This window comes from Phormidium sp. FACHB-1136 (assembly GCF_014697375.1).
Taxonomy (GTDB): Bacteria; Cyanobacteriota; Cyanobacteriia; order Phormidesmidales; family Phormidesmidaceae; genus Nodosilinea.
The window spans coordinates 1-25,035 of sequence record NZ_JACJRS010000024.1; the positions used below are offsets into that span (position 1 = coordinate 1).

General features: G+C 57.4%; 24 protein-coding genes. 11 read left to right on the forward strand and 13 right to left on the reverse strand.

Features of this window, described 5'->3' with window-relative positions:
* A partial coding sequence (locus tag H6G62_RS27775; protein WP_199324857.1) for a photosystem II protein D1 occupies positions 1–104 on the forward strand: 104 nt, incomplete at its 5' end.
* Between the two features lie 102 nt (positions 105–206).
* Here the strand turns inward: H6G62_RS27775 and H6G62_RS09385 are convergent.
* A complete protein-coding gene (locus tag H6G62_RS09385; RefSeq protein ID WP_190494402.1) occupies positions 207–1,937 on the reverse strand; it encodes a DUF6880 family protein in 1,731 nt (576 codons plus the stop codon).
* A 205-nt stretch (positions 1,938–2,142) separates the two neighbouring features.
* On the opposite strand from H6G62_RS09385, the gene H6G62_RS09390 reads away from it, so the two are divergent.
* From H6G62_RS09390 to H6G62_RS09415, 6 genes are all read left to right on the forward strand, one after another.
* Positions 2,143–4,578: a serine/threonine-protein kinase gene (locus H6G62_RS09390; RefSeq protein WP_190494404.1), complete on the forward strand. Its 2,436-nt coding sequence runs from the start codon at positions 2,143–2,145 to the stop codon at positions 4,576–4,578.
* A 370-nt stretch (positions 4,579–4,948) separates the two neighbouring features.
* Positions 4,949–6,085, forward strand: a complete 1,137-nt coding sequence (locus tag H6G62_RS09395) for an ABC transporter ATP-binding protein (RefSeq protein ID WP_190494406.1) — start codon at positions 4,949–4,951, stop codon at positions 6,083–6,085.
* A gap of 119 nt (positions 6,086–6,204) precedes the next feature.
* Positions 6,205–7,332, forward strand: a complete 1,128-nt coding sequence (locus H6G62_RS09400; RefSeq protein WP_347239323.1) for a spermidine/putrescine ABC transporter substrate-binding protein — start codon at positions 6,205–6,207, stop codon at positions 7,330–7,332.
* Positions 7,333–7,400: 68 nt separating this feature from the next.
* Complete coding sequence (locus H6G62_RS09405; RefSeq protein ID WP_190494408.1) at positions 7,401–8,324, forward strand: ABC transporter permease; 924 nt, start codon at positions 7,401–7,403, stop codon at positions 8,322–8,324.
* Between the two features lie 57 nt (positions 8,325–8,381).
* On the forward strand, positions 8,382–9,176 hold the full coding sequence (locus H6G62_RS09410; protein WP_199324869.1) for an ABC transporter permease: 795 nt from the start codon (positions 8,382–8,384) through the stop codon (positions 9,174–9,176).
* A gap of 182 nt (positions 9,177–9,358) precedes the next feature.
* The gene (locus H6G62_RS09415) at positions 9,359–10,129 is read left to right on the forward strand and encodes an HpsJ family protein (protein WP_190494410.1); all 771 of its coding nucleotides are present in this window, start codon (positions 9,359–9,361) and stop codon (positions 10,127–10,129) included.
* A gap of 207 nt (positions 10,130–10,336) precedes the next feature.
* Here H6G62_RS09415 and rppA read toward each other — a convergent pair whose 3' ends face one another.
* The 3 genes from rppA to hemF all read right to left on the reverse strand — a co-directional run bounded on the left by rppA (position 10,337) and on the right by hemF (position 13,343).
* Positions 10,337–11,017, reverse strand: a complete 681-nt coding sequence (gene rppA, locus H6G62_RS09420) for a two-component system response regulator RppA (RefSeq protein ID WP_190494412.1) — start codon at positions 11,015–11,017, stop codon at positions 10,337–10,339.
* A gap of 88 nt (positions 11,018–11,105) precedes the next feature.
* Complete coding sequence (gene cax / locus H6G62_RS09425; RefSeq protein WP_190494414.1) at positions 11,106–12,185, reverse strand: calcium/proton exchanger; 1,080 nt, start codon at positions 12,183–12,185, stop codon at positions 11,106–11,108.
* 120 nt (positions 12,186–12,305) lie between these two features.
* Positions 12,306–13,343, reverse strand: a complete 1,038-nt coding sequence (gene hemF / locus H6G62_RS09430) for an oxygen-dependent coproporphyrinogen oxidase (RefSeq protein ID WP_190494416.1) — start codon at positions 13,341–13,343, stop codon at positions 12,306–12,308.
* A 424-nt stretch (positions 13,344–13,767) separates the two neighbouring features.
* On the opposite strand from hemF, the gene H6G62_RS09435 reads away from it, so the two are divergent.
* Together H6G62_RS09435 and H6G62_RS09440 are read left to right on the forward strand one after the other, a co-directional pair.
* A complete protein-coding gene (locus H6G62_RS09435; RefSeq protein WP_347239324.1) occupies positions 13,768–14,325 on the forward strand; it encodes an SRPBCC family protein in 558 nt (185 codons plus the stop codon).
* A gap of 314 nt (positions 14,326–14,639) precedes the next feature.
* On the forward strand, positions 14,640–15,500 hold the full coding sequence (locus tag H6G62_RS09440; protein ID WP_190494418.1) for an XDD3 family exosortase-dependent surface protein: 861 nt from the start codon (positions 14,640–14,642) through the stop codon (positions 15,498–15,500).
* A gap of 82 nt (positions 15,501–15,582) precedes the next feature.
* On the opposite strand, the gene cysE is transcribed toward H6G62_RS09440, so the two are convergent.
* Positions 15,583–16,335: a serine O-acetyltransferase gene (gene cysE, locus H6G62_RS09445; RefSeq protein ID WP_190494421.1), complete on the reverse strand. Its 753-nt coding sequence runs from the start codon at positions 16,333–16,335 to the stop codon at positions 15,583–15,585.
* Between the two features lie 109 nt (positions 16,336–16,444).
* Positions 16,445–16,933 carry a hypothetical protein gene (locus tag H6G62_RS09450; protein ID WP_190494423.1) on the reverse strand — a complete coding sequence of 163 codons (489 nt, stop codon included), beginning with the start codon at positions 16,931–16,933 and terminating at the stop codon, positions 16,445–16,447.
* 154 nt (positions 16,934–17,087) lie between these two features.
* Between H6G62_RS09450 and H6G62_RS09455 the strand changes: the two genes are divergently transcribed.
* Entirely contained in the window at positions 17,088–17,246 is a 159-nt protein-coding gene (locus H6G62_RS09455) for a hypothetical protein (protein ID WP_190494425.1), read from the forward strand.
* 25 nt (positions 17,247–17,271) lie between these two features.
* Here the strand turns inward: H6G62_RS09455 and H6G62_RS09460 are convergent, their stop codons facing one another.
* Positions 17,272–17,667 carry a polymer-forming cytoskeletal protein gene (locus tag H6G62_RS09460; RefSeq protein WP_190494427.1) on the reverse strand — a complete coding sequence of 132 codons (396 nt, stop codon included), beginning with the start codon at positions 17,665–17,667 and terminating at the stop codon, positions 17,272–17,274.
* A 303-nt stretch (positions 17,668–17,970) separates the two neighbouring features.
* Between H6G62_RS09460 and H6G62_RS09465 the strand changes: the two genes are divergently transcribed.
* Positions 17,971–18,432: an orange carotenoid protein N-terminal domain-containing protein gene (locus H6G62_RS09465; RefSeq protein WP_190494429.1), complete on the forward strand. Its 462-nt coding sequence runs from the start codon at positions 17,971–17,973 to the stop codon at positions 18,430–18,432.
* Here the strand turns inward: H6G62_RS09465 and H6G62_RS09470 are convergent.
* From H6G62_RS09470 to H6G62_RS09495, 6 genes are all read right to left on the reverse strand, one after another.
* On the reverse strand, positions 18,429–18,632 hold the full coding sequence (locus tag H6G62_RS09470; RefSeq protein ID WP_190494430.1) for a hypothetical protein: 204 nt from the start codon (positions 18,630–18,632) through the stop codon (positions 18,429–18,431). The genes H6G62_RS09465 and H6G62_RS09470 overlap by 4 nt on opposite strands.
* 167 nt (positions 18,633–18,799) lie before the next feature.
* Positions 18,800–20,065 (reverse strand): magnesium/cobalt transporter CorA, encoded by a 1,266-nt coding sequence (gene corA / locus H6G62_RS09475; RefSeq protein WP_190494433.1) that lies wholly within the window; start codon positions 20,063–20,065, stop codon positions 18,800–18,802.
* A gap of 138 nt (positions 20,066–20,203) precedes the next feature.
* On the reverse strand, positions 20,204–21,886 hold the full coding sequence (gene groL, locus H6G62_RS09480; RefSeq protein ID WP_190494435.1) for a chaperonin GroEL: 1,683 nt from the start codon (positions 21,884–21,886) through the stop codon (positions 20,204–20,206).
* 336 nt (positions 21,887–22,222) lie between these two features.
* The gene (locus H6G62_RS09485; RefSeq protein ID WP_190494437.1) at positions 22,223–23,050 is read right to left on the reverse strand and encodes a GIY-YIG nuclease family protein; all 828 of its coding nucleotides are present in this window, start codon (positions 23,048–23,050) and stop codon (positions 22,223–22,225) included.
* A 54-nt stretch (positions 23,051–23,104) separates the two neighbouring features.
* A complete protein-coding gene (locus H6G62_RS09490) occupies positions 23,105–24,148 on the reverse strand; it encodes an ABC transporter permease (RefSeq protein ID WP_190494439.1) in 1,044 nt (347 codons plus the stop codon).
* Positions 24,149–24,179: 31 nt separating this feature from the next.
* Positions 24,180–25,028: an Npun_R2479 family HD domain-containing metalloprotein gene (locus tag H6G62_RS09495; RefSeq protein ID WP_190494442.1), complete on the reverse strand. Its 849-nt coding sequence runs from the start codon at positions 25,026–25,028 to the stop codon at positions 24,180–24,182.
* Positions 25,029–25,035 lie beyond the last annotated feature (7 nt).

Here is a 25,035-nt window from a genome sequence, read left to right on the forward strand (position 1 = left end):
TGATCAACCGTGCCAACCTGGGTATGGAAGTGATGCACGAGCGCAATGCTCACAACTTCCCCCTCGACCTGGCTACCGCCGAGGCTCCTGAAATCATCGGCTAGTCTTGATTGACCAGTCCATGGGTCAGCTAGCCATAGTTGACTAGGGAAAAAAGAGCGCTCTCCGCAAGGGGGGCGCTTTTTACGTAGATGCCATGGCAAAGCCTACAGCTTGGCCCGGTCTAGTTCTTGCTTGAGGGCAGGTAGGTTTTTGTTTTGGGTGCGCAGGGTTTGCACGTACTGGCTAAATTCAGCCTCTTGGCTCAGGGACTGGGATAACCGTTGCACTGCCTTCAAATGCTCAGCGGCTTGGCGGTAGTTGTCGCGGCCCCGATTGGCAATGGCGGTTTCAATGACCTGTCGATACAGGGCGATGGCGATCTGGGGCTGGTCGGCCTCTAGGGCTTTGGCGGCCAAGATAGAATACTTCGGCCTCTCAAAGCGGTTCAAATGCTCTAGGTAGGCGAGGGCAGATTCCCAGTCCTGCTCTAGAAGGGCAATGTCCACCAGCGACGAGAAGCGCTTCCCCTCCTGCAACGGGGTGATAATCTGCGGGCGCAGGGTGTCCCATTGACCGAGGGATTCGGCCTTGGCCTTGAGATCGCGATAGCCCTCTAGGGTGAACCGGAGCTTGAGGTGGTCGAACTGGGCGGCGACCATCTGTTCCGGCGAGCCGTGCTGGGCGAAAAACTGCACTAACCACTCCCCATAGCCGTAATAGTCTCGTTCTTGTTGGCAAGTCTGGATGAAGTCGAGGGCTAGGGCAGGTTGATTGGCCTCTAGCAGGGCATCGGCAAATTGCTTCACTAGCCCTGGCAGTTCCATAAAGTGTGATCGGGCTAGGGATAGCGCTGCGTCAACATTACCCTGTCGCAGGTGGTAAAAGGCTTTTTGGCGAGACGTGCCCAGTTCTAGCACCAGAGTGTCGGCGGATTGCCCCCGCGTTTTAGCCCGCTTCACCAGCAGATCAACCAGGGACTCTTGCCCCCACTCGCTGACTTTGCGCAGCCCTGTCCCCTGAATGACCTGGCGAATTTGCCCTTCCACCCAGGCCCAATCCTCATCGGTGCTATGCTTCAGCAGGGCATCACGGGCGGGATAGGCATAGTCTATGCCGCCCAGTTGGAGATCCTTCAGCACGGCGGCTAAACAGGTTTCAATCCAGAGGCAATGGCGACCCGTATCCAGCCCCTTAGCCTCACCCAGGCTGTCGCTCAGCCCTTCAGCGATGTCCTGAATCACCATGGCCACGGCTCCGTCGTAGTCCACCTCTAGTACGGTGTCGTCGTAATGGTCATTGGCCTCTTCCAGGAGCAGTTGATAGATGTCGCCCGCATTCACCCAATCACCGTGATCTGCAAAGTGATGCCCTTGTTCGGCCAGGGCGGCCAGGGCGGCGGCCATCGTATCCATATCGCTGCCCCGAAACACCCGCTCCACGGCTCGGCGGTAGTTGTCCAGGTTGGGAGTATGGCCGCCTGTGGTGGTTGGCATATCTACCCAGTCCAGCAGATCGGGATGGCGCTGCACCATGCGTTCAACCAGGGCAATCAGATCCTCTCGGCTCCGCTGGGCCAGCAGTTCTGGAATGGGAGGAACCGAACGGATACTATCGCGGTCGTGAATGTAGGTTAGCAGCAGGGCCACCAGATGCTTACACAGCCCGCCCCAGTCGTAGGGACAGGTGCAGTCGCTATCTTCCACCCCCTCCGGCCCCAGGGTAACGCGGGGCTGGTAGGTCTCTGTTCCCTCACAATCGGCCCACAGGGTTTGGCCTTGCAGCACAGGGTTATAAATCGCCCCATTGCGGTAGTAGCGCTGACCCCGCTCAAAACTCTGATCGGCGGCGAGGGCTTTAATCTGCGACTCCTTGAGAACTGGCAGGGGTAGGGACATGGCTATGGCCTACTGCGGTGACGGCTATGTCCAGCCTAGCGGATTTATGACAGCCTGGAATCCAGTGAGTTTTCGCTATTCTGGACGTTGATCAGCCCAAAACCAGGGGCCGATCATCCTGGCCTTGCCCCCTCGGCCTTTCCAAACCGTGACATGGCCCGAGGCTGTGTCTTTTACTGAGAGCGTCTGCTGAGAGAGTCATCCTATGCCCCCGCCCCTTACTGCATCGTCTTCAATTTCCCAAATTCAAACCCAGGTGGGGGGATGGCTCCAACGGCAGGTGAAAAAAAGTTGGCTGAAGGTGTCGTTGGCAAGTCTGTGGCTGGGCTTTGTGGTGGCCCATGTGGCGGCAGATTCCCCTCCGGCTCAACTGCTAGATCGGCAGCTTCAGACCCTCTTCTTTGACATGCGCGGCCCCCGTCTAGCCCCATCGGACATTGTGATTCTGGCCATGGATGACGAATCCTTTGCCCAGGCGGAATACTACCGCAGCGATCCTGACCAGTACGCCGATTTAGCGCCCATCGCCAATATTCCCTGGGAGCGGCGGGCCTATGCCCAGGCCATTGATCGACTGCTAGCGGCGGGGGCCAAGGCGGTGGCGGTAGATGTGTTGTTTTTGGTGGACAGCGGCTATGGCCCAGCGGACGATGAGTCACTGCTTGAGGTGCTGAACCGCTGGGGGGATCGGGTGGTGCTGGCGGCGAGTTTTGACGATACCGACCTACGCCAGGGATCAATGGATCGACTGCTGTTACCCCTGCCTCGGTTTTTGGAGACCCCTGTGCGGGTAGGCACCATTAACTCCCCAGTGGAGGCCGATGGTCGTATCCACCGCCACGGACGGGCCTACCTGGAGGATCGGCAGGCGCGGATGGCAGCCACGGAGATCACCAGTCAAATCGAACTGGACACCCAAGGGATTCTATCCTTTACCGAGGCCACCCTCCAGGCCGCTCAGGTCAGCCATCCCCCCCGGCGTGGCGACTTTGTGCCGTTCTACGGCCCAGCCTACACGTTCCAGCATTTGCCCTTTTGGTATGTGCTGGATGCTGATCCCTGGGTGAACCATTTGGCCAATGGCCAGTTCTTTCAGGACAAAATTGTGCTGATTGGGGCCACCGCCCGGTCACTGCAAGATTTCCACGCGGCCCCCTTTTCCAAAACCCTGTTTCACCCGGAGCCCATGGCAGGGGTAGAAATTTTGGCCAATGATCTGGCGAACCTACGCCGGGGCGTGGCTCTGCGCCAACTTCCCCATCCGGGGCTACGGGCACTGCTGGTATTTACGACGGGGGCCGGATTTGGGGTCTTGCTGTGGCGGTTCAATCGTCCGGTCGCCCGCCTGGGATGGACGGTGGCCATCAGCGGTGCTTGGTTTTGGCTGAGCTATGGAGCCTTTACCCTGGGGGGATATTTGCTGCCCGCTGCGGCTCCGATCCTCAGCTTTATGGTGATTGGCAGCACCTACGTGGTGGCGGATATCGTCACCGAGCAACTGCGGAAACAACGCCTCCGCCAAACCCTAGAGCAGTACGTCACCTCGCCCATTGTGCAGGAGATTATTAGCCAGCAGGATGACCTCCAAGATCTGGTTCGGCTGCGGGAGGCCGAGGTAATTGGGTTAATGCTGGGCAACCGCTATCGCATTACCCGGTTGCTAGGCTCTGGGGGGTTTGGCGAAACCTATGTGGCCCAGGACACCCAGCGACCCGGTGATCCCATTTGCGTGGTTAAAGAACTGCGGATTCTGAGCGACGATCCCAAGGCCCATCAGCTCGGGCATCGCTTTTTTCTCAGCGAGGCGGAAACCCTGGAGCGCCTGGGCCACCACGACCAAATTCCTCGGCTGCTGGCCTACTTTGAGTCCCCCAATGCGTTCTACCTGGTGGAGGAAATGATCGCGGGCCACCTCTTGCGGGAGGAGCTCGCCTTACGTCGGCCCCAGTCACCCATCTATGTGCTCCAGTTGCTGAAGGATTTGCTGCCTGTGGTGGGGTTCGTCCATAGCCAGGGGGTAATTCACCGCGATATCAAGCCCGCTAACATCATTCGTCGCCACAGGGATCGGCGGCTGGTGTTGATCGACTTTGGGGCGGTCAAGGCCGTTTCTAATCCACTGGCCGATAGGGAGGACTCCCCCACGGGTACGGTGAGCGTGGGCACTCAGGGGTATATGCCCAGCGAACAGGCCACCGGAATGCCTAAGTTCGCCAGCGACCTCTATGCCCTGGGCATCACCGCCATCGAAGCCCTGACAGGTATTCCCGCCTACGCCCTCAAACGCGACTCCAGGGGCGAAATCCTCTGGCGCTACGCCGTTCCAGAGATCCACCCGGCCCTAGCCGATGTGCTGGCGCGGCTAGTTCGCTACGACTTTACCGACCGCTACCAGTCCGCCTGGGACGTGCTGCGAGATCTGGAAACGGTGGAACCCAACCTCCAGGTTACCCAGGCAGATCACCCCCTAGGCCAAGACATCCTACCCCAGCCTGATCATCCCGAGGAGAGTCCTGGCGGGGAAACGGATTTTGACACGGATTTTGACGATGATGACCATGCCAGTGAGGAAGCTACCCGTCTACTTTCCCAGGGCTGGGATGACAGCAGCGGAGCTACATCCGAGTTTCTTGCCCACTAGAACGGGGGACAAAGAGCCGCAACAGTGCAGGCGACCCCGAGGGAGTTCCTAAGGCGCAACTCGACGATTTGGCAGCACCCAGAGCAGCATGGGGCATACCACTAGAGTCATCGCAGTCATAATGGCGATAATTTCTAACCCGTTGATGAAAGCAGTTGTCATCATGTTGACCTCCATGGATTGGGGGCGTCTCTGCCCATGCTAACAGGGTGCCCGAAAACTGTGCCTACATATACATTTTACTAGAAAAAATGGGATGGGGTGGGACGGTATACCGTAGGGATCAGGACGGACGAGGGAATTTGGGGGATTGACTTGTTTATCTGCGATTTGATCGCTAGAGTTGGGTTGACAACGGGGATGCATAGCCATGGCACAAACGGTTCACTCCACCACCCCGGCCACGGTCACCGAGGGCCAGGTTGATGTGGAACTTCGACAGGTGGTCAAGCTTTTTAACGACGAACCAGCGGTGCAGGGGCTGGATTTAAGCATCCGCCGGGGCGAGTTTTTTAGTATTCTGGGTCCTTCAGGCTGTGGTAAAACCACCACCCTAAGGCTGATTGCGGGCTTTGAGATCCCCACTGCTGGCGAGGTGCGAATCCAGGGGGTGAATATGAGCCGCATTCCGGCCCATCGTCGCCCGGTAAACACGGTGTTTCAGAGCTATGCCCTGTTCGACCACATGACCGTGCGAGACAACATTGCCTTTGGCTTAAAAATTAAGCGATTGCCCTCCAACCAAGTGCGAGATCGTGTGCTGGAGGCGCTGCGACTAGTGCGCATGGAGGGCTTTGCGGATCGGTTACCCAACCAGCTTTCCGGCGGGCAAAAGCAACGGGTGGCCCTGGCGCGGGCTTTGGTGAACCGTCCGGCGGTGATGTTGCTGGATGAACCCCTAGGAGCCCTAGACCTAAAGCTACGCAAGCAAATGCAGGTGGAACTTTCGACTCTGCACCGCCAGTTGGGGATCACCTTTATTATGGTCACCCACGACCAGGAGGAGGCGCTCTCCCTCTCAGATCGGATTGCGGTAATGAATGCAGGGCAGATTGACCAAATTGGCACCCCTAGCGACATCTACGACCGACCGAACACCCCCTTCGTGGCAGATTTTATCGGCGATACTAACCTTCTGAACGGCACCCTTGAAGGGGGTGACGGGGACACCATGCAGGTGGTCACCCCCAGCGGATTGAAGGTGCAGGTACTGCGTTCCCAAGCCATGGCCCTAGGCCCAGCCCCTTGCCCCGTGGTACTTAGTGTGCGACCCGAGAAAATCCGCCTCGGCACCGACTATCCCCTCGCGGACAATTGCTATCACGGCCAGATTAGCCATGTGATGTATCTGGGCACCCATGGGCATTGCGGTGTTCGGTTGGCGTCTGGGGAAACCCTGACGGTGCTTCAGGCCAATCGTGGTAAGGGGCTCTGGGCCATTGATACCCCGGTGTATGTCTACTGGGCAGCTGCCGATGCTCGTCTGCTGTCCCCAGATCCCGGTTGACCTGCGGCAACCCAAGACACCCCCAAAGGCACCCCCAGTGGTTAAAATTCTGGGATAGTCCAGTCCTTCCCGTCAGGATTGTTTTACCGCTGTTTCCCGGTATCTATCAGGAGAATTCCGTGCCCTACCCTCCTCCTCCCCGCCGTCAGCGTTGCAGTGCCGTAACGCGCCGCCGATTTTTGCAAAGTTCAGCGGCCATGGTAGCGGGAGTTTCGATGGCCAATTGTCGGCAAAACCTAACCCAGCCAGGGGCGGGCGGCAGCGGTGGCGACCCTAGCACCCTACACATCTACACCTGGGCCAATTATGTTGATGATAGCCTCACGGCTGCGTTTACAGAGCGTACGGGCATTCGGGTAGTGGTGGATATCTTCGACTCCAACGAAATTATGCTCACCAAGATGCAGGCTGGGGGCGGTGGAGCCTATAGCATCCTCTATCCCTCCGATTATGTGGTGTCGGAAATGGTGGATACGGGGCTGCTGGCCAAGCTGGATCGGTCGCGGCTGGTGGGCTTGGAGAATCTGAAGGATCAATGGCAAAATCCCGCCTACGACCCCGGTAATGCCCACAGTATTCCCTTTAACTGGGGCACCACGGGCCTGCTCTACAACCGTGATGTTACCCCCGGTCGCCCCGAAGACTGGATCTTTTTGTGGGACAACAAAGAAGCTCTCTCTCGCCGCATCACCATGCTGGACGACATGCGTGAAACCCTAGGGGTGGCCCTCAAGACCCTGGGCTACTCCTACAACACCACCGACCCCGCCCAGATTGAAGCCGCCTACGCCCAACTGAGGGAACTCCAGCCCCACATTGCCGCCTTCAAAACTACGGGCTTTGAGAACGAAATTTTGGCGGGCGACCTCTCGGTAGCGATGACCTACTCCAGCGATGCCATCGCCCTCACCCTGGAGGATGATCGTTTAGATTACGTGATTCCCGCCAGCGGCACCTCCCTGTGGACGGATACCCTAGCTATCCCCAGTTCGGCCCCCAATGTGGATGCCGCTTACCAGTGGATGAACTTTTTGCTAGAACCAGAAGTGGCCCAGGCGGCTGTGGAGCGCCTGTTTTTCGCCACTGCCAACCAGGCTGCCTTTAACTTGTTGCCCGATGCCCTTCGCAGCAATCCCCACCTATATCCACCAGAGGCTGTACTCGCCAACAGTGAGGGGATTCAGTCCATCGACACCGCCAGCAACGACCTGTTTGATCGCTTCTGGACCGAGATCACCAGTGCCTAGATCCCCGTAGGGCAAGGCCCACCATTCTGACGATCCCCCACCAAGACCTATCCTGAAGAGTCGTTGCCATGGCTGAGTCCCCCCTTCCGTCATCCCCCCCCTCTGGCCAGGAATCGCACCTTTCCCAAACCCTCGCCCCCCGACGCTGGCTGGGGCCAGTGGCGATGCTGGGGCCAGCGGGGCTGTGGCTGGTGCTGCTGCTGGTTTTTCCCACGGTGTTGATCCTCGAAATTAGCCTAGTCCCAGGGCTACGCCTAGGCCAACCAGCGGGGGGCTATGGCCTGGGCAACTACCTCCAAATTTTGCAGCCCGTCTACCTACGGGTAATTGGACGATCCCTTGCCTTTGCCCTAGGATCCACCCTCCTGTGCTTAGGACTGGGCTTTCCGGTGGCCTACTGGCTGGCGCTGATGTCGCCCAAACGCTGGCGTAACCTGCTGGTGGTGGCGTTTATTCTGCCCCTGTGGACTTCCTCCCTGTTGCGAGCCTACGCCTGGATTACCATTCTGCGGCCCAGCGGTGTTCTCAATACAATCTTTGGCGTCTTTGGCCTCCCCAGTCAGAACTGGCTGAACACCCCCACAGCGGTACTGATTGGCCTCACCTACAGCTTTTTGCCCTACATGGTGCTGATTCTCTACGCCTCCCTCGAAAAACTGGATATTCGCCTGTTAGAAGCCGCCGCTGACCTCGGAGCTAACCCCCGGCAACAATTTTGGAAAATTACCGTGCCCCAAACCCTGCCGGGAATTGCGGCGGGTTGTCTGCTGGTATTTATTGCTGCCCTAGGAGATTTCGTCGTTCCTACTCTGCTCGGCGGTGCATCTTCGATGAATATCAGCCGCCTTATCTATAACCAATTCCTTGGCCCTACCCGCGCCTGGGGGTTTGGATCTGCCCTCAGTATGGTGCTGATCCTCGCTGTCAGCCTTGCCATTGCCCTGCTGTTGAAATACGGTGACCGCAGCACCGTTACAGAGACATCGCAGTGAAGGCAAAAGGCAAAAGGCAAAAGGCAAAATTTTGAACTTTGAACTTTGAACTCCCCCATGTTCTCCAAACCCACCTGGCAAAGCCTCTTCACGGCCATCATGTATGGCTTCATGTATTTCCCGATCATTGTGCTGGCGGTGTACAGTTTCAACGGTTCCCGCTACAGCACCACCTGGGAGGGGTTTAGTTTGGAATGGTATCGAGCCTTGTTTCAGGATCGACGGATTTTTGCGGCGCTGATGGATAGCCTCACCATCGCCTTGGTGGCGGTGGCGGTATCGGCAGTGTTGGGCACACTGATGGCGATTGGGCTGGCGAAGTATCGCTTTTGGGGGAAAGGCATTTACCGAGGTATTTCCTACCTGCCGTTGATTATTCCCGACATTGCCATTGCGGTGGCCACCCTGGTGTTTCTCACCTCCGTGGCTATTCCCCTCAGCCTGTGGACGATTATTGCGGCCCACATCGTCTTTTGCTTAGCCTATATTGCGGTGGTGGTCTCTAGCCGCCTGCAAAACCTCGATCCTAATTTAGAGGAAGCGGCCTTAGACCTAGGAGCAACCCCCTTCCAGGCGATGACTAAGGTGTTGATTCCCCAGTTGGCACCGGGCATTTTTGCGGGCTGTCTCCTGGCCTTTGTGCTCAGTATGGACGACCTGCTGATCTCCAGCTTTACGGCAGGGGGCGGCGTCAATCCTTTGCCGCTGGAAATTTTTAGCCGGGTACGCACCGGGGTTAAGCCCGACATTAATGCCCTCAGCGTCGTCCTCATTACCGGGTCGGCCCTGATATCGGGGTTAGCAGAATATGTCCGCTACAGCAGCGAACGTCGCCAACGGCAACGGGCCTAGCTAACGGGCCTAGCCTAGAGAGTGCCATGCTTGATGATCACTAGCTCGATCAGCGCTAGAGAGTGCCATACTTGATGATGAACAGCGACTAGAATGGTTGCCGTCAAATATTTTGTAGCGATTCTGTCGTTTTCTGATGCGTCCAAGGCAGAATGGTGATCTGTAGAAACTAGTCAAAATTTATGACATCTGAACAAGGAACCTTTGGCGCAACGGCCTCTCCCCTAGCGGCCCTAGCCCTCAAAGCCGTTGGATTGGTGGCCATTCTGTCCGCATTGCTCGACTATCTGATTCTCCTGTTTCCCCTTAATCTCACCAATACCCAGTGGCAATTGGCCACCACCACCCAATTGGTAGACCGAGGCATTGTGCCCCTGGTGGGTATGGCGATGCTGCTAGCGGGCTTTTGGATAGACAGCCAGGTGGGGCGCAATCCTGGGGCCAAGAGTTTATTTGCAGACTTGCGGTTTTGGGTCTGTGCCTTAGCCAGCCTATTGGGCTTGGTGTACCTGCTACTGTCGCTGCTGCATCTCAATGCGGTGCGCCTCTCCAGTCGTACGGCCCTAGAGCAGGTGAACGCAGAAGCCACCCAGGCGACAACGGAGCTAGAGCAACGGCTGTCTGCCGAATTGGGCCAGCAGCAAACCCAGCTTGGGGCACTGCTAGAAAATCCGAACCTGTTGTCCCAGGCGATTCAAAGCGGTCAGTTACCCCCCGAAATTCAGCAATACCAGAACAACCCAGAGGGGCTCAATCAATTTCTACAACAGCGGGCCGATCAAGCCCGTCAGCAAATTCAAACCGAAATTGGTACTCGCCGATCCGATGCGGAGCGACGGGTAAAAACCGAAGCCCGGAAGTCCGCGATTCGCACCTCGATCAATAGTCTGCTGCTCGCCGTTGGGTATTCCGTCATTGGTTGGACAGGGCTACGTCGCTTGTTACGAGCCTAACCCGCATGACCCATAGCGATTGGGAAAAGCTCGTCATTCTCCCATGGGGAGAGGGACTTTGATCGGCCTTTCTAGCGCCCCTCTCCTACGGGGAGAGGGGCTGGGGGTGTAGCTTGCTGCCTGTCGTGGGCTACCAGGGCATAGGGCCGCTGAGCTTACCCCGAACTGAGGTTACATTAGGTTGGCAACCTTCTGAGTCTGGATAGTTCAGTCCCCCAGGCGGTAGCCCTTGCCGTAAATGGTGTGGATGAGGGGGGCCGTGCCCTTGGGTTCAATTTTGCGCCGTAGTAGCCGCATTTGGGCGGCGAGTACATTGCTGCTGGGCAGGTCTTGGTCGCCCCATACGGCCTGATAGATCTGCTCATGGAGGAGCACCTGGTTGGGGTGGCGTAGCAGGTAGGCCAGCAAGGCGGTTTCCTTTTCCGATAGCTCGATAGTCTGCCCCTGGCGATAGGCCAACTGGTTAGCTGGGTCGAGGTCGAGGTCGCCAAAGGTAAGCCGGGGGCTGGGAGCTGGCCCTTCAATGACCGCAGACCGTCGCCCCAAGGCCCGCACCCTGGCCAGCAGTTCCCGTAGCTCGAAGGGTTTGATCAGATAGTCATCAGCCCCGGCATCGAGGCCGTCTACCCGGTCGTCGAGGGTGTCCTTGGCGGTGAGGAACAGCACCGGAGTCGGATCTTGGCGCGTTCGCAGCCGCCGACAAATCTCCAGCCCACTCAGTCCCGGTAGCATCCAGTCTAAAATCAGCAGGTCGTAGCCCCCCTGTTCGGCCATGGTGAGGCCCATGTCGCCATCGGTGGCCACATCCACCTGGTAACCTTCGCGGGTGAGCAATCGGCTGAGGGGATCGGTGAGTTCAACTTCGTCATCCACAAGCAGAATGTGCATGGTGCGCCCAACACAAAACGTCCAGACTAGGATTTTCTTACGGCTAGACCAGGGATTCTAAGCCGAGACTTCCCTAGCCAGAATTTTTCTAGACGGGATGGAAGAAAAAGGCTGCACCTAGCAGGGCAAAGGTAGACAGTAGCAGCACTCCTTCTAGCCAGTTGGAGCGGCCATCCTGGCTAATGAGATTCACGGTCGCCACCGCCACCGCCACCGCCACTACTTCAAATAGGCCGAAGTTCAAATCCATCGGCTGATCGATGATTTCCCCCACAATCACCAACACTGGGGCCACCAGCAGCGCCACCAGCAAGCTCGACCCCATGGCCACCGAAACCGCGAGATCCATATTATCCTTAGTGGCCATGCGTACAGCGGTGACGTATTCCGCCGCACCGCCCACCAGGGGCAGCAAAATCACCCCGGTAAACAGCGGCGTTAGCCCTAGACTTTCGGCGGCTTCTTCGACAGCACCCACAAAAATTTCTGACATCACCGCCACGCCCAGGGTGGCCAGCAGCAGCACCCCCACCCACAGCCACAGGTTCGGCTTGTCCTCGCTTTCACCTTCTCCATGGGGATGATCGCTCACACCCACATCGTAGAGATAGCTATGGGTTTTGAGGGAAAACAGTAGGGTCAGGGCATAGACCGCAATCATCACCACCGCTACAACGACAGACAACTGCCGAATCACCCCTGGCTCCACAATGTTGGAGGTGTTGATCACCAGGGCTGGAATCAGCACCGCCGTCACCGCTAGGCCCATGGTCGATCCGTTGATGCCCGCCACCTTTTGGTTAAAGGTTTGCTCTTTGTAGCGCAGCCCGCCCACAAACATCGACAACCCCAGCACCAGCAGGGTATTGGCCAAAATCGACCCGGTAATACTGGCCTTCACAATGTCGATCAGGCCAGACTTGAGGGCCACTAGGGCAATAATCAACTCCGTGGCGTTGCCAAACACGGCATTCACCAAACCACCAATGGTGGGGCCAGTCACCAGGGCCAATTCCTCGGTGGCGGTGCTGAGCCAGATGGCTAGGGGCAAAATCGCCACCGCCGAGAGCCCAAATACCGTCAACGCACCCCACTCCAACCGCTCGGCCACAATGGCAATGGGGATAAATAACAGCAAACCGTAGGAAACAATGTTTTTGGTGGTCATAGGGCATTGGGGACGAGTAGGGCCATCTCCAGGGAGACCCCCAGGGGAGATTTCCCAGGATTTTAACGGATCACCACCGCCCTAGACCTTGGTTGCCCACGAACCGTAACGACTAAGCCCTTAGGCGGTGGGCCAGTTTACCCAATCCTGGGGCTTCAGGAAGGTGTCGTAGAGCTTAGCCTCGATGCTGCCCGGTTCGGGGGTGTAGCCATATTCCCAGCGCACCAGGGGCGGCAGCGACATCAGAATCGACTCGGTGCGGCCATTGGTTTGGAGACCAAAAATGGTGCCTCGGTCGTAGACCAGGTTAAATTCCACGTAGCGACCCCGGCGATAGAGCTGGAACTGCCGCTCTCGGTCGCCGTATTCGTCGTTTTTGTGGCGTTCGGCAATGGGTACGTAGGCGGGTAGGAAGGAATTGCCGCAGGCCTGGGAGAAGGCAAACAGTTCTTCCCAGGATCGCTGGGGCAGTTCGCCGATGGACTGGCTCACTTGGTCGGCACCCTTGCCTTGGTCAGGGCCACGGTAGAGCAGCCCTTGGCCGTCTTGGTAGTCGAAGAAGATGCCGCCTACGCCACGGGTTTCTTGGCGGTGCTTGAGGTAAAAGTACTCGTCGCACCAGGGTTTGAAGACTTGGTAGTAGGCGGGATTGTGGCGATCACAGGTTTCCTGAATCGTCCGATGAAACTGCACCACATCGGCCTCGAAGGGATAGTAGGGGGTGAGGTCGATGCCGCCGCCAAACCACCACACCGGGCCAGCCTCGAAGTAGCGATAGTTGAGGTGAACGGTGGGAATGTAGGGGTTGCGGGGATGCAGCACCATGGACGTGCCCGTGGCGTAGAAGCGATGTCCGGCGGCTTCGGGACGCTGCACCAAAATCGAGGGAGGCAGATGATCGCCCCACACTTCAGAGAAGTTGACGCCGCCCTGCTCGAACACGCCGCCCTGTTTGATCACCCGCGACCGACCGCCGCCGCCTTCGGGCCGTTCCCAGCTTTCTTCCTGGAATTTAGCCTCGCCATCGAGAGCCTCTAGCCCTTGGCAAATGTTGTCCTGAAGTTGCTTGAGCATGGCGCTGGCCCGTTCCCGCGAATCGGCGGGAGGGGGCGCGGTTTTGTTGGGGGCAGTTGGGTTGGGTGCTGAGGAAAGGGTCATAAATACTGAGCGTGCAAGGTTAAACCGGAAGTAACGATATCAGCTATCCGTTGTTTCATCACGCTACCGTGAAACCTTCCCCCAGCGCTAAAGGCTCTAGGGATAATGTTGCGAAACTCAACATTTTGCGAACCGAAGTTTAAGTCTAACGTTCAAATACGGAGGCCGTTTGCAGATCAACCGATCTAGGGCAGGGTGGGCAGAAGTTCCAAAACAGGCGATTTGCGGGGCTGGATCGATCCTCCAGCGAAAAACGGTTAATTTTGAACTACGGGGGGATGTCGCGCCCCCTAGCGTTAGCCCAGGATCGGGAAGACTGAGGCCGCAGGTTAACCTGGTAAGAATAGGTTAAGGGGTACGGCTCTATCGCCGATTGTCCATGCGGGTGCTGCAACCCGACCGTTGCTGTCTGTGGAGACCGCTTATGATTGCTGCCATGTTTAGGACCTGGTCACCTCAGGATTGGTCGTTTCCTCGGCCCTTTTTGTCGTTGATGCAGATCATTCAGCGCTGGGTGCAGGTGCAGCAACGGCTGGAAAAGTCCTACCGCATTGTCAGCACTGCCCCGGTAGAGACCCTGTGGCAAACCATTAACAACCTGGCCGATGTCTCCTGGCATCCCCTCCTCACCAGCACCAACGCACCCCAGGGGTTGAGTCCTAAACCGGGGCTGATCTACCGCGCTTTCACCCGCTTTTGCCCCATTCCGGTGTCGATTTTTGTGGAGCGGGTGCTGCCCCAGGAGATGATCAGCATTCGGGTCCTGCCCGTCCCCGGCCTAGAGGAACGGGTAACCTACGAACTGAAATCGACCCTGGGCGGCACCCAAATTTCCTATTCAGTCACGCTCCAGGGCTGGCTATCTCCCCTGGCTTGGTCTCTCTTGCGACCCTACGCGGCCAAGGTGGCCACCGCCTTAGCTGAAGCCGCCGAAGCCCCCCCGACATTTCAAGGAACCCGATCACGATTCCAGACTTGGTAGGGTTCGCCGTTGACAAGGCACCACTTGGTAGGGTTCGCCGTTGACAAGGCACCCCAATGCCGATCTGCTGGACAACACCCCGTTCACGCCTCCGCTAGACAGGCCCCCATCTCAGCCCAAGGGAACTCCAACCCAGGGCTAGGGAGATCTCTGTGAAGATACGTCACAACTTATCCTTAAGCCATCTCCAGCCCTAGCCATTTAAGTGTTACTACGGGTATAATCGCCAAAAGATTTACCATCAACCCCAGGAAAAACACTGGAATGGTTTGTCTTTTTGATTTTGAATCTTCTTAACATACCGGGAGTCTACGATGCAGACATTACGCACCTTGCCGACCGTGCTACTCTCCGGGGCCATCGCTGCCCTAACGGCCTTCCCCGCCCTCGCCCAGATTCAATACACTTCTGATGGCTTCCGGGATGGGGTGACTAACGGCATCGTTGGCAATGGTGCAGCCCCAGGATTCGAGCTGTTTGGCGCGGGCCACGTGCAGCAAGGGAATCGCCTCATCGTAGGTATCAGCAGCCATATGCCCTTTGGCGGCTTTTCTAGCACAGGGGTGCAGGGCGGGAGCATTACTTGGGGCGATCTGTTTCTCAATTTCTCGCCAGACGATGACTTTGAAACCGCCTTGGCAGCGGGCAAAGTTTATGGGGTACGCTTCAATCCGTTTAATGACTCCCCGGTGGCTCTAGGGGTTTATCAGGTGACGGGTACGGCCAGTGTAGCCAGTGTTAACCAAGGGTTTGCCTCGGTGAATGCTTATATCAATCACGTCACTGCGGCTGGGCAAACCCCTTACTTTGGCACGACGGTCATGGATAGTAGCTTCAACTACCTCAACCGCACCAAAAGCAATAATGTTATTGCCTCTGGCCATCTTTTATCCACCGACGTGGAATACATCCAAGACCTGACCACCCTGGGCTTCGCCAGCGACTTTGGCTTTGGGGATAACCTCGCCCAAACCGGGGCCTATACCCATGGCCTTAGCTTCAGCTTGGATAGTCTGCCTGGGGGCCGCTTCCTCGCCCATTTCTGGGCTGAATGCATCAACGATGGAATGGCCTTTAGGGGCGAACTTCAGGCGGTGCCAGAGCCTTCTATGCTCCTTGGTTTTGCCAGTTTGGGTATGCTGGCCTTGGCTACGGGCAAGCGCCGCCCATCCTAGGGCGTATCATCCTACTGAAACACAGGCACCACCTACCCCTCCGGCCCCTGAAGGTCACGGAGGGATAGCTTGCCGTTGAGCCTTAGATTCCGGATCCGTCGAAGAATTCGTCAATGGTGCGGTCTTGGATGCGGCAGAGAACACGATCTCCCCGACCAGCGGCGACCATATTGGCCAGTTCGTGCTCTAGGGTAGGCGGGGTGGCTTGGCCGATGGCCTGCACCTGTTGCTCTAGAGCCTCAATGCGGTCTACCAGGGCGCGAATCACCTGGGCCTCGGAGTCGGGGAGGCGACCATGATCGAGGGGCTCTACCCGTTCTCCAGAGCGATAGACGACCCGACCGGGCACTCCCACCACGGTGCAGTCGGAGGGCACTTCGCGCAGCACCACGGAACCCGCCCCAATGCGGACATTGTTACCAATTTGGATGTTGCCCAGCACCTTGGCTCCGGCACCGACGACGACGTTTTCGCCCAGGGTGGGGTGGCGCTTGCCGCTTTCCTTGCCCGTGCCGCCCAGGGTCACGCCTTGGTAAATCAGGGCATAGTCACCGACGATGGCGGTTTCGCCAATCACCACCCCCATGCCGTGGTCGATAAATACGCCCCGGCCAATGGTGGCCCCTGGGTGAATTTCAATTCCGGTGAGGAACCGCGCCAGATGAGACAGCATCCGAGGCAGGACGGGAATGCCAAGAGTCCACAGCCAGTGGCTAAACCGATGCATGGCCAGGGCATGGAAGCCGGGATAGGACGTGATCACCTCTAGCCAGTTGCGGGCGGCGGGATCACGCTCGAAGACCACACGAAAGTCTGCAACCAGAGTTTTAAGCACAGGTTTCCAGAAGAATGAGCAAGGGCACTAATATCCTAGCGTGGGATTGGTGTTACCCGATAGGGTTAGGGGCTAACGGTGAGCGTGGGATTGGTGTTACCCGATAGGGTTAGGGGCTAACGGGGCTAACGGTGAGGGAGTAATTGATCCGCTGGCCTTGGTTGTGGGATCCCACCCAAAGGCGGTAGGTGCCCGCTGGCAGGTCTTGGGCCTGAATTTGGGCGTCGGGGTTGCGACGGCTGATATCTTCGCCACAGTGCACGAGACTATCGTTGGGGCCTTGCATCAGTAGGGTGGTGTCGTCGCCGCCGCTGTTCACTTGGAGGGTGAGTTGGGCCATAGGGTCTTGCAGGGTGAGGATGTGGTCGGGGGCGGTATCGGCAAAACCCGTGCAAATGAGGCCCTGATGATCGCGCATAGCGATGTTGGACAGGGCAAAAATGCCCGCAGTCGTGCCATTTACGGTGGCGGTGGGCTGGTTGGTCGATAGGGAGATGGACGCAAAGTTAGCGGCCTGGGCGAGGGCTGCCGTCCCGACGCTCCCCAGGGCCAACAGGGTGAGGGCAACAAATCCGTATTGCTGATGCCGAATACCCATGGCGATCTCCCTTCATGACAAAACCTACTTCTACGATGCGTCACCCCATCCCGCCGTGATCCCCGCTGTGGACAGAAGTTAAACTGGCTGAGGGATCTGGCGGCGTCCAGTTTGACCTTGGAGCGGTGAGCGGCAGTCTAGGCAGGATAGCGCGATGGAAGTTCTTTGGCTGTTGATTTGCGGGGCGGTGGCCTGGGTGGTGGGCACCACCGTGGACTTGTTGCCCAGCCTGGGGCAGTTCTTTGTGCCGTCTAAAGGAGTCTGGCTGATCCTGGGGCTGGGGTTGGCGGCGTGGCTGCTTCACGAGGACTAGCGAACGCCGCATCGGGATGCTGGCCCTAGACCTCGGTGGTGCCGTAGAGTTCGGGCAGTTCGCGGGCGGGGGGGAGGGATTTGGCATCGCGGGTTTCGATGTATCCGGTGTAGTAGGCTCCGGGTTCTATTTCCAGGGATCCGGCCACCACGTCCCCCTCTAGGCGGGCGGTGCGGCTGAGGGTGAGCTTGCCCTCGGCCCACACCTTGGCCTTCAAAACACCCTGTACCACAATATTTTTAGCCTTCACCTCTGGCCCCTCCACCAGACCGGAGGTGGAAATTTCTAAATCGCCATTGACCTCAACGGTGCCGTGGATAATGCCATCCACCCGCAACATGCCCTCGGCGTGGAGCACCCCTTCAAACTCGGTTTTTTGGCTCAGATAGGTGAGCAGCGGCGTGGGTTTACGTTTGAACATAGATGGCCTTCTCCCGGCAGGGAACACGACGGCTAGGACGACCGCTAGCCTTGCAGGGTGGTATTCCGCTAGGGCATTAGGTCAACGTCAGTGTACCGTAATCCGCAAATCCGAAGAAACTTGGAAGAAATCGCCTGGATTTAAAAAATACGGGGATCAATATAAACAGAGGATAAACAAGCCTGTTTTTTAGGACTTTAGATTTTTGGGCTTGACACCAGCGCTGGAGAAGAGGCGCTGCCCCTCAGCTCAACGTCCGACCATCTCGGTCACCCATAACAAATCACCATGAGGGATACTCCAATGACGGTTGCTAATTTTCGTCCCCACGTTTCACCGACGGTCACCGAAGACGCCGTTCGTCTCTTTCACCAGGCTCCGACGGATTGCCAGTTGGTGACCCTGTGGCAAGCCTACGATACCCTGGGCCAAGCCTTTGGTACTGTGGCTCCTTTGGCCCTGTTTTCCCAGGCGGTGCAGCAGTTGGTGCAGCAGATGCAGCAAATGAGTCGGGAGGAGCAACTCGATATTTGTCGGGATATTCTGGGCCACACCGACACCCGCTTTGCCCAGGCCTATCAGGCGTTGAACCCCAATATGAAGCTGGCCTTTTGGCATCGTTTGTTTAGCCGGGGGCGCAACCTACCCTGGGAAGCGGTGGTGGAACGGGCCAATCAGCAGGCGGATACCTATCTCCTGCGGTCGCGGTTGGGGACGATGGGTCTGAACGAACGGCTCCACTTTTTGCGGCAGGTGGTGGCCTAGGCGGGGCGCATCATCACTTCCCATAGGGCACTGGCCTCGGCCCGATCCTGGGATTGGGCCTGGGCCTGAAGGGTAGCCAGGGCATGGGGATTTTTGTGGGCCACCCGCTGGCTGGGTGGCACCTGGGGGCGCGGCTGCGGTGAAAAAAACCAGGGGCAGAGCGGCCAGGGCAAAGCCAGAGCGCTAGTCAGAGAGGGCATGGAAGAGCCTACATCAGGATGCTCCTAGCCTACCCAGCGGTTGTGGCCCCGGCGGTGATAGACCGAGGCTGAGATCGTGATCCTGAGGGGGATCCAGCGGTGATCTGGCGGGACTGTGGGGGTGAGATGGATCCGGGGTGTGGATCCGGGGTGAGGGGCTGGGGAACCTAGCGGCGGGTGGTGGAGAAGTTGTCAAACCAGCCCCGTTTCCAGAAAAAGTAGATTTGCAACCCCGCAATCAGGGCCATCACCCCCAGGCAGATGATATAACCCCAAAACCAGTCCAGTTCCGGCATATTAAACGGAGAACTGGCGGGGTTGAAGTTCATGCCGTAGACCCCAGCAATGAAGGTAAGGGGAATAAAAATGGAGGAAATCACCGTCAGCAGCTTCATCACTTCATTCATGCGGTTATTGATGGCGGATAGGTACACATCCATCAAGCTAGAGGCAATTTCTCGGTAGTTTTCGATAATATCCACCACCTGCACAATGTGGTCGTAGACATCCTGAAGGTAGAGTTTCACCTCCTGGCTGATGAGGTCTTCGCTGTCGCGGATCAGGCTATTGATGACGCTGCGCTGGGGCCAAATGTAGCGGCGCAGTTTCATCAAGCCTCGGCGCATCCGGTGGATATTTTCAATGGTTTCGCGGCTGGGGTTATCCACCACCTCTTCCTCCAGGGCTTCCAGTTCGTCGCCAATGGCTTCTAGGACGGGGAAAAAGCTGTCTACGATGGTGTCGAGCAGGGCGTAGGCGAGATAGTCGGATCCCTGGTTGCGGATGGAACCCACCCCTCGGCGGATGCGATCCCGCACGGGCTCGAAGGAGTCCCATTCCGGCTCTTCCTGGAAGGTAACGAGGAAAGTTCTGCCCAGCACAAAGCTCACCTGTTCGCTGGCCACCCCGGTGCCCGTTTCCTTCGACCGCACCATCTGCATGATCACGAGAATCTGGTCATCGTAAAAGTCAATCTTGGGACGGTGGGGCACGTTGACCACGTCCTCTAGCATCAGCGGATGCAGGTAAAAAGACTGACTCAACTGCTTCAGCAGCCCTTCGCTGCCTAGTCCACGGGCATCCAGCCAGCTTACGGGATGCTGCCGCGCAATGGTTCGACAATCCTCCATCCGATCAATGGGCTGGGTGAGCGCACCGTTGGGGCCATAGGCCATCAGCATTATTTCCGTGGGCAGAGCATCTTCGGGGATGTTCAGGGTGCCGGGGAGGGTGCCGGGGGCGCTGTAGTTAAATTCCACAAGCTCGTCGAGATCATCATCTTCATCGGTCTCGTTGTCGGCAATCCGGGCCTCGGTGGCGGTTGGGGATTCCACCAAAAATTGGTTGGCGTCTAACACCAGGGCAGACCGCCGATCCGTCGTGTGGTCTTGGGCCGTTTTAGGAACCTTAGAAAATTTGCGTTTGCGCGCCATAACCCTCTCCCAAAACATATGGATGCGGCCAACCCGGCCCCGTTGGACAAGGCCTAATAAAGCATAAGGGCACAGCCAAAACTGTGCCCTTAGACGTTAGCGGTTATTTAGGAAAAGGTCTGGGAAAGGTATGGCAGACTACATCATGCCCATGCCGCCCATACCGCCCATGCCACCCATGCCGCCCATGCCACCCATACCGCCCATGCCACCCATGCCGGGGTCGCCAGCGGGGGCAGGAGGCTCAGGAATTTCGGCCACCAGGGCTTCGGTAGTGAGCACCAAGCCAGCGATGGACGCCGCATCTTGCAGGCCGGAACGCACCACCTTGGCGGGGTCCACAATCCCGGACTGGATCAGGTCTTCGTAGGCTCCGGTGAGAGCGTTGTAGCCCGTGGGGAAGCCCTGGGCCTTCACCTTCTCCACCACCACAGAACCCTCTTGGCCCGCGTTGTCGGCAATCTGACGCAGGGGCGCTTCCACGGCCCGCATCACAATATCCACCCCAATCGCTTCCTCGGCGGTGAGGGAAGCTTTTAAGGCTTCCAGCTTGGGAGCTAGGTGCAGCAGGGTGGCCCCACCACCGGGGACGATGCCCTCTTCCACTGCGGCCTTGGTAGCGCTGAGGGCGTCTTCGATGCGCAACTTGCGATCCTTCAGTTCGGTTTCGGTGGCGGCCCCAACCTTGATCACCGCGACCCCCCCCGCCAGCTTAGCCAGCCGCTCGGAGAGCTTCTCTTTGTCGTAGTCGGAATCGGTACGGTCGAGTTCCTGGCGAATCTGGGCGATGCGCTTGTCGATGTCGGCCTTGTTGCCCGCTTCGGAAACCAGGGTGGTGGTGTCCTTGGTGATGGTCACCTTTTGGGCCGTCCCCAGCATCGACAAATCAGCGGTATCCAGGCTCAGGCCCACTTCCTCGGAAATCACCTGGCCCCCGGTGAGCACCGCAATGTCTTGCAGCATGGCCTTGCGGCGGTCGCCAAAGCTGGGAGCCTTCACTGCCGCCACGCTCAGCACCCCACGGGCCTTGTTCACCACCAGGGTGGCCAGGGCTTCGCCTTCCAGGTCTTCGGCAATGATCAATAGGGGCGCACCCTCACGGGCAATGCGCTCCAGCACGGGCACTAGGTCTTGGATGGAGCCGATTTTCTTGTCGGTGATCAGGATGCGGGCGTTGTCCAGTTCTACCACCATGCGCTCTTGGTCGGTGACGAAGTAGGGGGAAATGTAGCCCCGGTCGAACTGCATCCCTTCCACCACGTCCAGCTCGGTGTAGAGGGACTTGGACTCTTCCACGGTAATGACGCCGTCCTTGGTCACCTTGTCCATGGCTTCGGCGATCATTTGGCCAATTTCCTCGTCGCTGCCCGCCGATACGGTGGCCACTTGGGCGATGGTGGCGTTGCCTTCCACGGGCTTGGCCACGGCGGCAATTTCGCTCACCAGGGCGGCCACGGCCTTCTCAATGCCGCGACGCAGGCTGACGGGGTTGGTGCCAGCGGCCACATTCTTCAAGCCTTCCTTCACCATGGCCTGGGCTAGCACGGTGGCGGTGGTGGTGCCATCCCCAGCCAAGTCCTTGGTTTTGGAAGCCACTTCCTGCATCAGGCGAGCGCCCAGGTTCTCGAAGGGGTCTTCCAGTTCAATTTCTTTGGCGATGGTGATGCCATCGTTAACAATCTGGGGTGCGCCGTACTTCTTCTCTAGCACCACGTTGCGCCCTCGGGGGCCGAGGGTAATCTTAACAGCATCGGCTAGGGCATTAACGCCCTTCTCTAGGGACTGCCGCGATGCCTCATCAAAGGAAACTCTTTTTGCCATGTCCTGTCTTTCAGCTCTTCAGAGACAAACTTAGCACTCTCCATAGCCGAGTGCTAACTTGGCTAGCGTACCGCCGCCCAGTACCCAAGGTAAGTCGCAATAACCGATCCTTAGGTGGGGCCAAGGGATCGAGGCTAGGCCGAGGTCTGATACCAATCCTAGTGGGATAACTCCGAATTCCCAGCCCAGTAAACCTTAGGGACGAGGTCTCCTCGCCTGCTGATACCGGGGGCCACACCAGCCAGGGTTGCAGCACCAGAATGGAGGCGTTGGTGGCGAGGGTGAGCATATTGCCCCAGGAGGAGGCGTTTTTTGGTATGCCGAGACCTACCAATCCTACACGTCCTGAAGCTGCTTGAAGCCTCCCAACTGAAGCAGTATTTTTGCAAAGTCTGAACGCTCGCAATTTGTGAAACCTAAACTCAGGTAGCTTTTTTTGAATTCTGAAAAACCTGGCATGGCATTAAGAACCACGTAATCACCTTTGAAAATCCTTGAATTTCCTCCATAAACAATGAATTCCGAAGCATAATCATCGCTTTCCTCATAGCCATAAGGAATAAAGCAACTGATTAACATATAAATTCTGTCTCGTTTGAATTCTTTCAGGCATGACAGATTAGGATATTCTTCGTTTTCGTAATCTTCAAACAGGCCGGAGGCGATCAAAAAGATTGGTCTTGAGTCATTAATGGCCTTGGTGATCATAGACCGTTTGCTTGTATTCACGCATAATTCATCACCGTCTTCGGCATCGAAATGAGTGCAGTACCCAGCTTGCTTTGCATTATGAGTCTGGACATATACTGGGCCATGTAAGGTCTTGATTTCAGGCTCACAGGGGACGGATGTGTTATTAATGGGTGGCTTGTAGAAATCCATCGCCTGCTTCTCAAGGTTTCTCAGAGATGGCTCGATATCTTGAAGTTTCCCTACCATATCTGGGGGCAACGTTCTAAAGCGAATCTCTACATTGTTAATCGACTCAAATTGACTCTTCCGATGGTGGCTGATATGCCTTGCTTTTAAATTTCTTGAGAGGCCAACATACATCACGGGTTCGTCTGCGTTGCCAACAAAGTAAATCCCAGGCAAGGACGGTAGTTCTCGCCGTTGGCTATAGGCAAGGCAGGACATCGACTTTACATGAAGATTCAATTTCATAGATTTACCGCTAACGGGCTACCTCTTATTTTGGATAAGGCGCTTTTCACGTCACTACTGCTTCAAGGTTCTTGGATCTAAGGCATCCCGCAGACCATCGCCCAGCAGGTTAAAGGCAAGGGAGGTGACCACAATCAAAATAGCGGGAGGCCACACGAGCCAGGGTTGCAGCACCAGAATCGAGGCATTGGTGGCAAGGGTGAGCATGTTGCCCCAGGAGGCGTCGGGTTGTTGGATGCCGAGGCCGATGAAGCTCAGCACTGCTTCCGCCAGGATGAAGCCGGGGATGGCCAGGGTGGCGGCGATGATGCCGTAGGTGGCGGTTTGGGGCAAAACGTGGCGGGTGATGATGTAGAGGGGGCGTCCGCCCATGACACGGCTGGCCTGAACAAAGTCTTGCTCTTTGATGGAGAGGACTTGGCCCCGGATGACCCGTGCCAATCCGGCCCAGCCCACCAGGGAAGTGATCAGCACAATCAGGAAGAAGCGCTGAATGCTGCTGAGGCCAGCGGGAAGGACGGCGGCAAGGGCCACCAGCAGGTAAATGCTGGGGATGGTCATCAGCACTTCTACAAAGCGCATGAGGACGGCATCGACCATGCCGCCAAAGTATCCGGCGATGCCGCCCACTAGCAGGCCCAAGGGGAAGGAAATGATGATGCCAATGAGTCCGACGGCAAGGCTAACGCGGCTGCCGTGGATGAGGCGGCTGAATTGGTCGCGGGCCTGTTCGTCGGTGCCGAGGAGGTTGAGGTAGCCGGGGCCAGTGGTGTCTAGGAGCTTGAGTTGGCCCGCGTCGTTGCGGTGCAGAATACGCAGGGCGGAGGGCTGGCTGCGGTCTACGATCAGTTCCCGATTTCCGGTTTCCAAGTCTACCGGGCCTTGGGTGGTGGGGTAGACGTGGGGAAAGAATCGCCCGGTTTCGGCGTCGCGCCAGTAGATTTGGGTGGGCGGCAGCAGGGAACCGTTAGCCTGGGTGGCGTAGGGGCTGTAGGGCGCGAAGAAGTCGGCCCCAAGGGCGACCGTGTAGAGCACGATCAGCAGCACAGCCCCCAGTTGGGCTAGGCGATTGGTTTTAAGTTTGCGCCACCAGGTCATAGCCGTTCCGAGTGAATTGTCCTGTATGAATTTACGTGTGAATCACGGTTTTCTCGTTCTCCACCATAAACACATTTGAGTAAAGGTTCGCAATGATTTGCTTGCCTTCCTGGGTCAGCGAGAGGTAGCGCAGACCGTCTTGAATGTAGGGATGCACCACGTTCCAATAGAAGCCGGGGTAGTTGGCCCGGAGGTCGGCAGGGTGTTCATAGCCCAGTTTTTGGTTTTGTCCCGTTTCTTCAAATTCGTAGAAGAGGGCACCGATTTTCTTTAGGTAGCGAGGATCGCTAAGCTGGCCGATCAAATCCGCCGCCCGCACTAGGCCAGGGAAATGCTGGGTGTCTTGGTGGTCTTCCTCCTTGGGCACCGGGAAGCGGGTGAGTTCGATGTTGCGCTTGATCACGTCGGCGTTGATCAGTTTGTTGCCGCCAAAGCGTTCTTCAATGAAGCGCTTGCCCCGGTCTACGTGGTAGGGGGTGAGGGAGGCATCGGAGGATCCCGGTTGCAGCATCACCATTTCGTCCCCTTGCCCCGTGGAATAGAGGTGGTTGCGGTCTTGGTCGTGGCGGCAAACGCCCTTCACATAGCCGATATCGTGGCAGACCAGGGAAATGATGAAGTGCATCCAATCTTCGCAGGTGACGCCGCCCTCGCGAATATGTTTGCCGCGCAGAATTTCCTGCCCCACCAGGGCCACCAAAATGGTGTGTTCGACGTTGTGGTAGAGGGCATCGCTGTTGGCGATATTTTCTAGCGCCATGCTGCCCGCCCAGGCAATGATGTCTTCGTAGGTGGGGTTTTGGCCACCATAGGTGCGGTGGTAGCCCGCCCTTAGCTTAGTGACAAAGTCGCTGATGAGGAGTTCGGTGGCGTTAAACATTCCCAAA

Excerpts from the sequence above, each read along its gene's own strand:
- H6G62_RS09385 (WP_190494402.1), bottom strand. The coding sequence starts at position 1,937 with ATGTCCCTACCCCTGCCAGTTCTCAAGGAGTCGCAGATTAAAGCCCTC.
- H6G62_RS09390 (WP_190494404.1), top strand. The coding sequence starts at position 2,143 with ATGCCCCCGCCCCTTACTGCATCGTCTTCAATTTCCCAAATTCAAACC.
- H6G62_RS09395 (WP_190494406.1), top strand. The coding sequence starts at position 4,949 with ATGGCACAAACGGTTCACTCCACCACCCCGGCCACGGTCACCGAGGGC.
- H6G62_RS09405 (WP_190494408.1), top strand. The coding sequence starts at position 7,401 with ATGGCTGAGTCCCCCCTTCCGTCATCCCCCCCCTCTGGCCAGGAATCG.
- H6G62_RS09410 (WP_199324869.1), top strand. The coding sequence starts at position 8,382 with ATGTTCTCCAAACCCACCTGGCAAAGCCTCTTCACGGCCATCATGTAT.
- H6G62_RS09415 (WP_190494410.1), top strand. The coding sequence starts at position 9,359 with ATGACATCTGAACAAGGAACCTTTGGCGCAACGGCCTCTCCCCTAGCG.
- rppA (WP_190494412.1), bottom strand. The coding sequence starts at position 11,017 with ATGCACATTCTGCTTGTGGATGACGAAGTTGAACTCACCGATCCCCTC.
- cax (WP_190494414.1), bottom strand. The coding sequence starts at position 12,185 with ATGACCACCAAAAACATTGTTTCCTACGGTTTGCTGTTATTTATCCCC.
- hemF (WP_190494416.1), bottom strand. The coding sequence starts at position 13,343 with ATGACCCTTTCCTCAGCACCCAACCCAACTGCCCCCAACAAAACCGCG.
- H6G62_RS09435 (WP_347239324.1), top strand. The coding sequence starts at position 13,768 with ATGATTGCTGCCATGTTTAGGACCTGGTCACCTCAGGATTGGTCGTTT.
- H6G62_RS09440 (WP_190494418.1), top strand. The coding sequence starts at position 14,640 with ATGCAGACATTACGCACCTTGCCGACCGTGCTACTCTCCGGGGCCATC.
- H6G62_RS09450 (WP_190494423.1), bottom strand. The coding sequence starts at position 16,933 with ATGGGTATTCGGCATCAGCAATACGGATTTGTTGCCCTCACCCTGTTG.
- H6G62_RS09455 (WP_190494425.1), top strand. The coding sequence starts at position 17,088 with ATGGAAGTTCTTTGGCTGTTGATTTGCGGGGCGGTGGCCTGGGTGGTG.
- H6G62_RS09460 (WP_190494427.1), bottom strand. The coding sequence starts at position 17,667 with ATGTTCAAACGTAAACCCACGCCGCTGCTCACCTATCTGAGCCAAAAA.
- H6G62_RS09465 (WP_190494429.1), top strand. The coding sequence starts at position 17,971 with ATGACGGTTGCTAATTTTCGTCCCCACGTTTCACCGACGGTCACCGAA.
- H6G62_RS09470 (WP_190494430.1), bottom strand. The coding sequence starts at position 18,632 with ATGCCCTCTCTGACTAGCGCTCTGGCTTTGCCCTGGCCGCTCTGCCCC.
- corA (WP_190494433.1), bottom strand. The coding sequence starts at position 20,065 with ATGGCGCGCAAACGCAAATTTTCTAAGGTTCCTAAAACGGCCCAAGAC.
- groL (WP_190494435.1), bottom strand. The coding sequence starts at position 21,886 with ATGGCAAAAAGAGTTTCCTTTGATGAGGCATCGCGGCAGTCCCTAGAG.
- H6G62_RS09485 (WP_190494437.1), bottom strand. The coding sequence starts at position 23,050 with ATGAAATTGAATCTTCATGTAAAGTCGATGTCCTGCCTTGCCTATAGC.
- H6G62_RS09490 (WP_190494439.1), bottom strand. The coding sequence starts at position 24,148 with ATGACCTGGTGGCGCAAACTTAAAACCAATCGCCTAGCCCAACTGGGG.
- H6G62_RS09495 (WP_190494442.1), bottom strand. The coding sequence starts at position 25,028 with ATGTTTAACGCCACCGAACTCCTCATCAGCGACTTTGTCACTAAGCTA.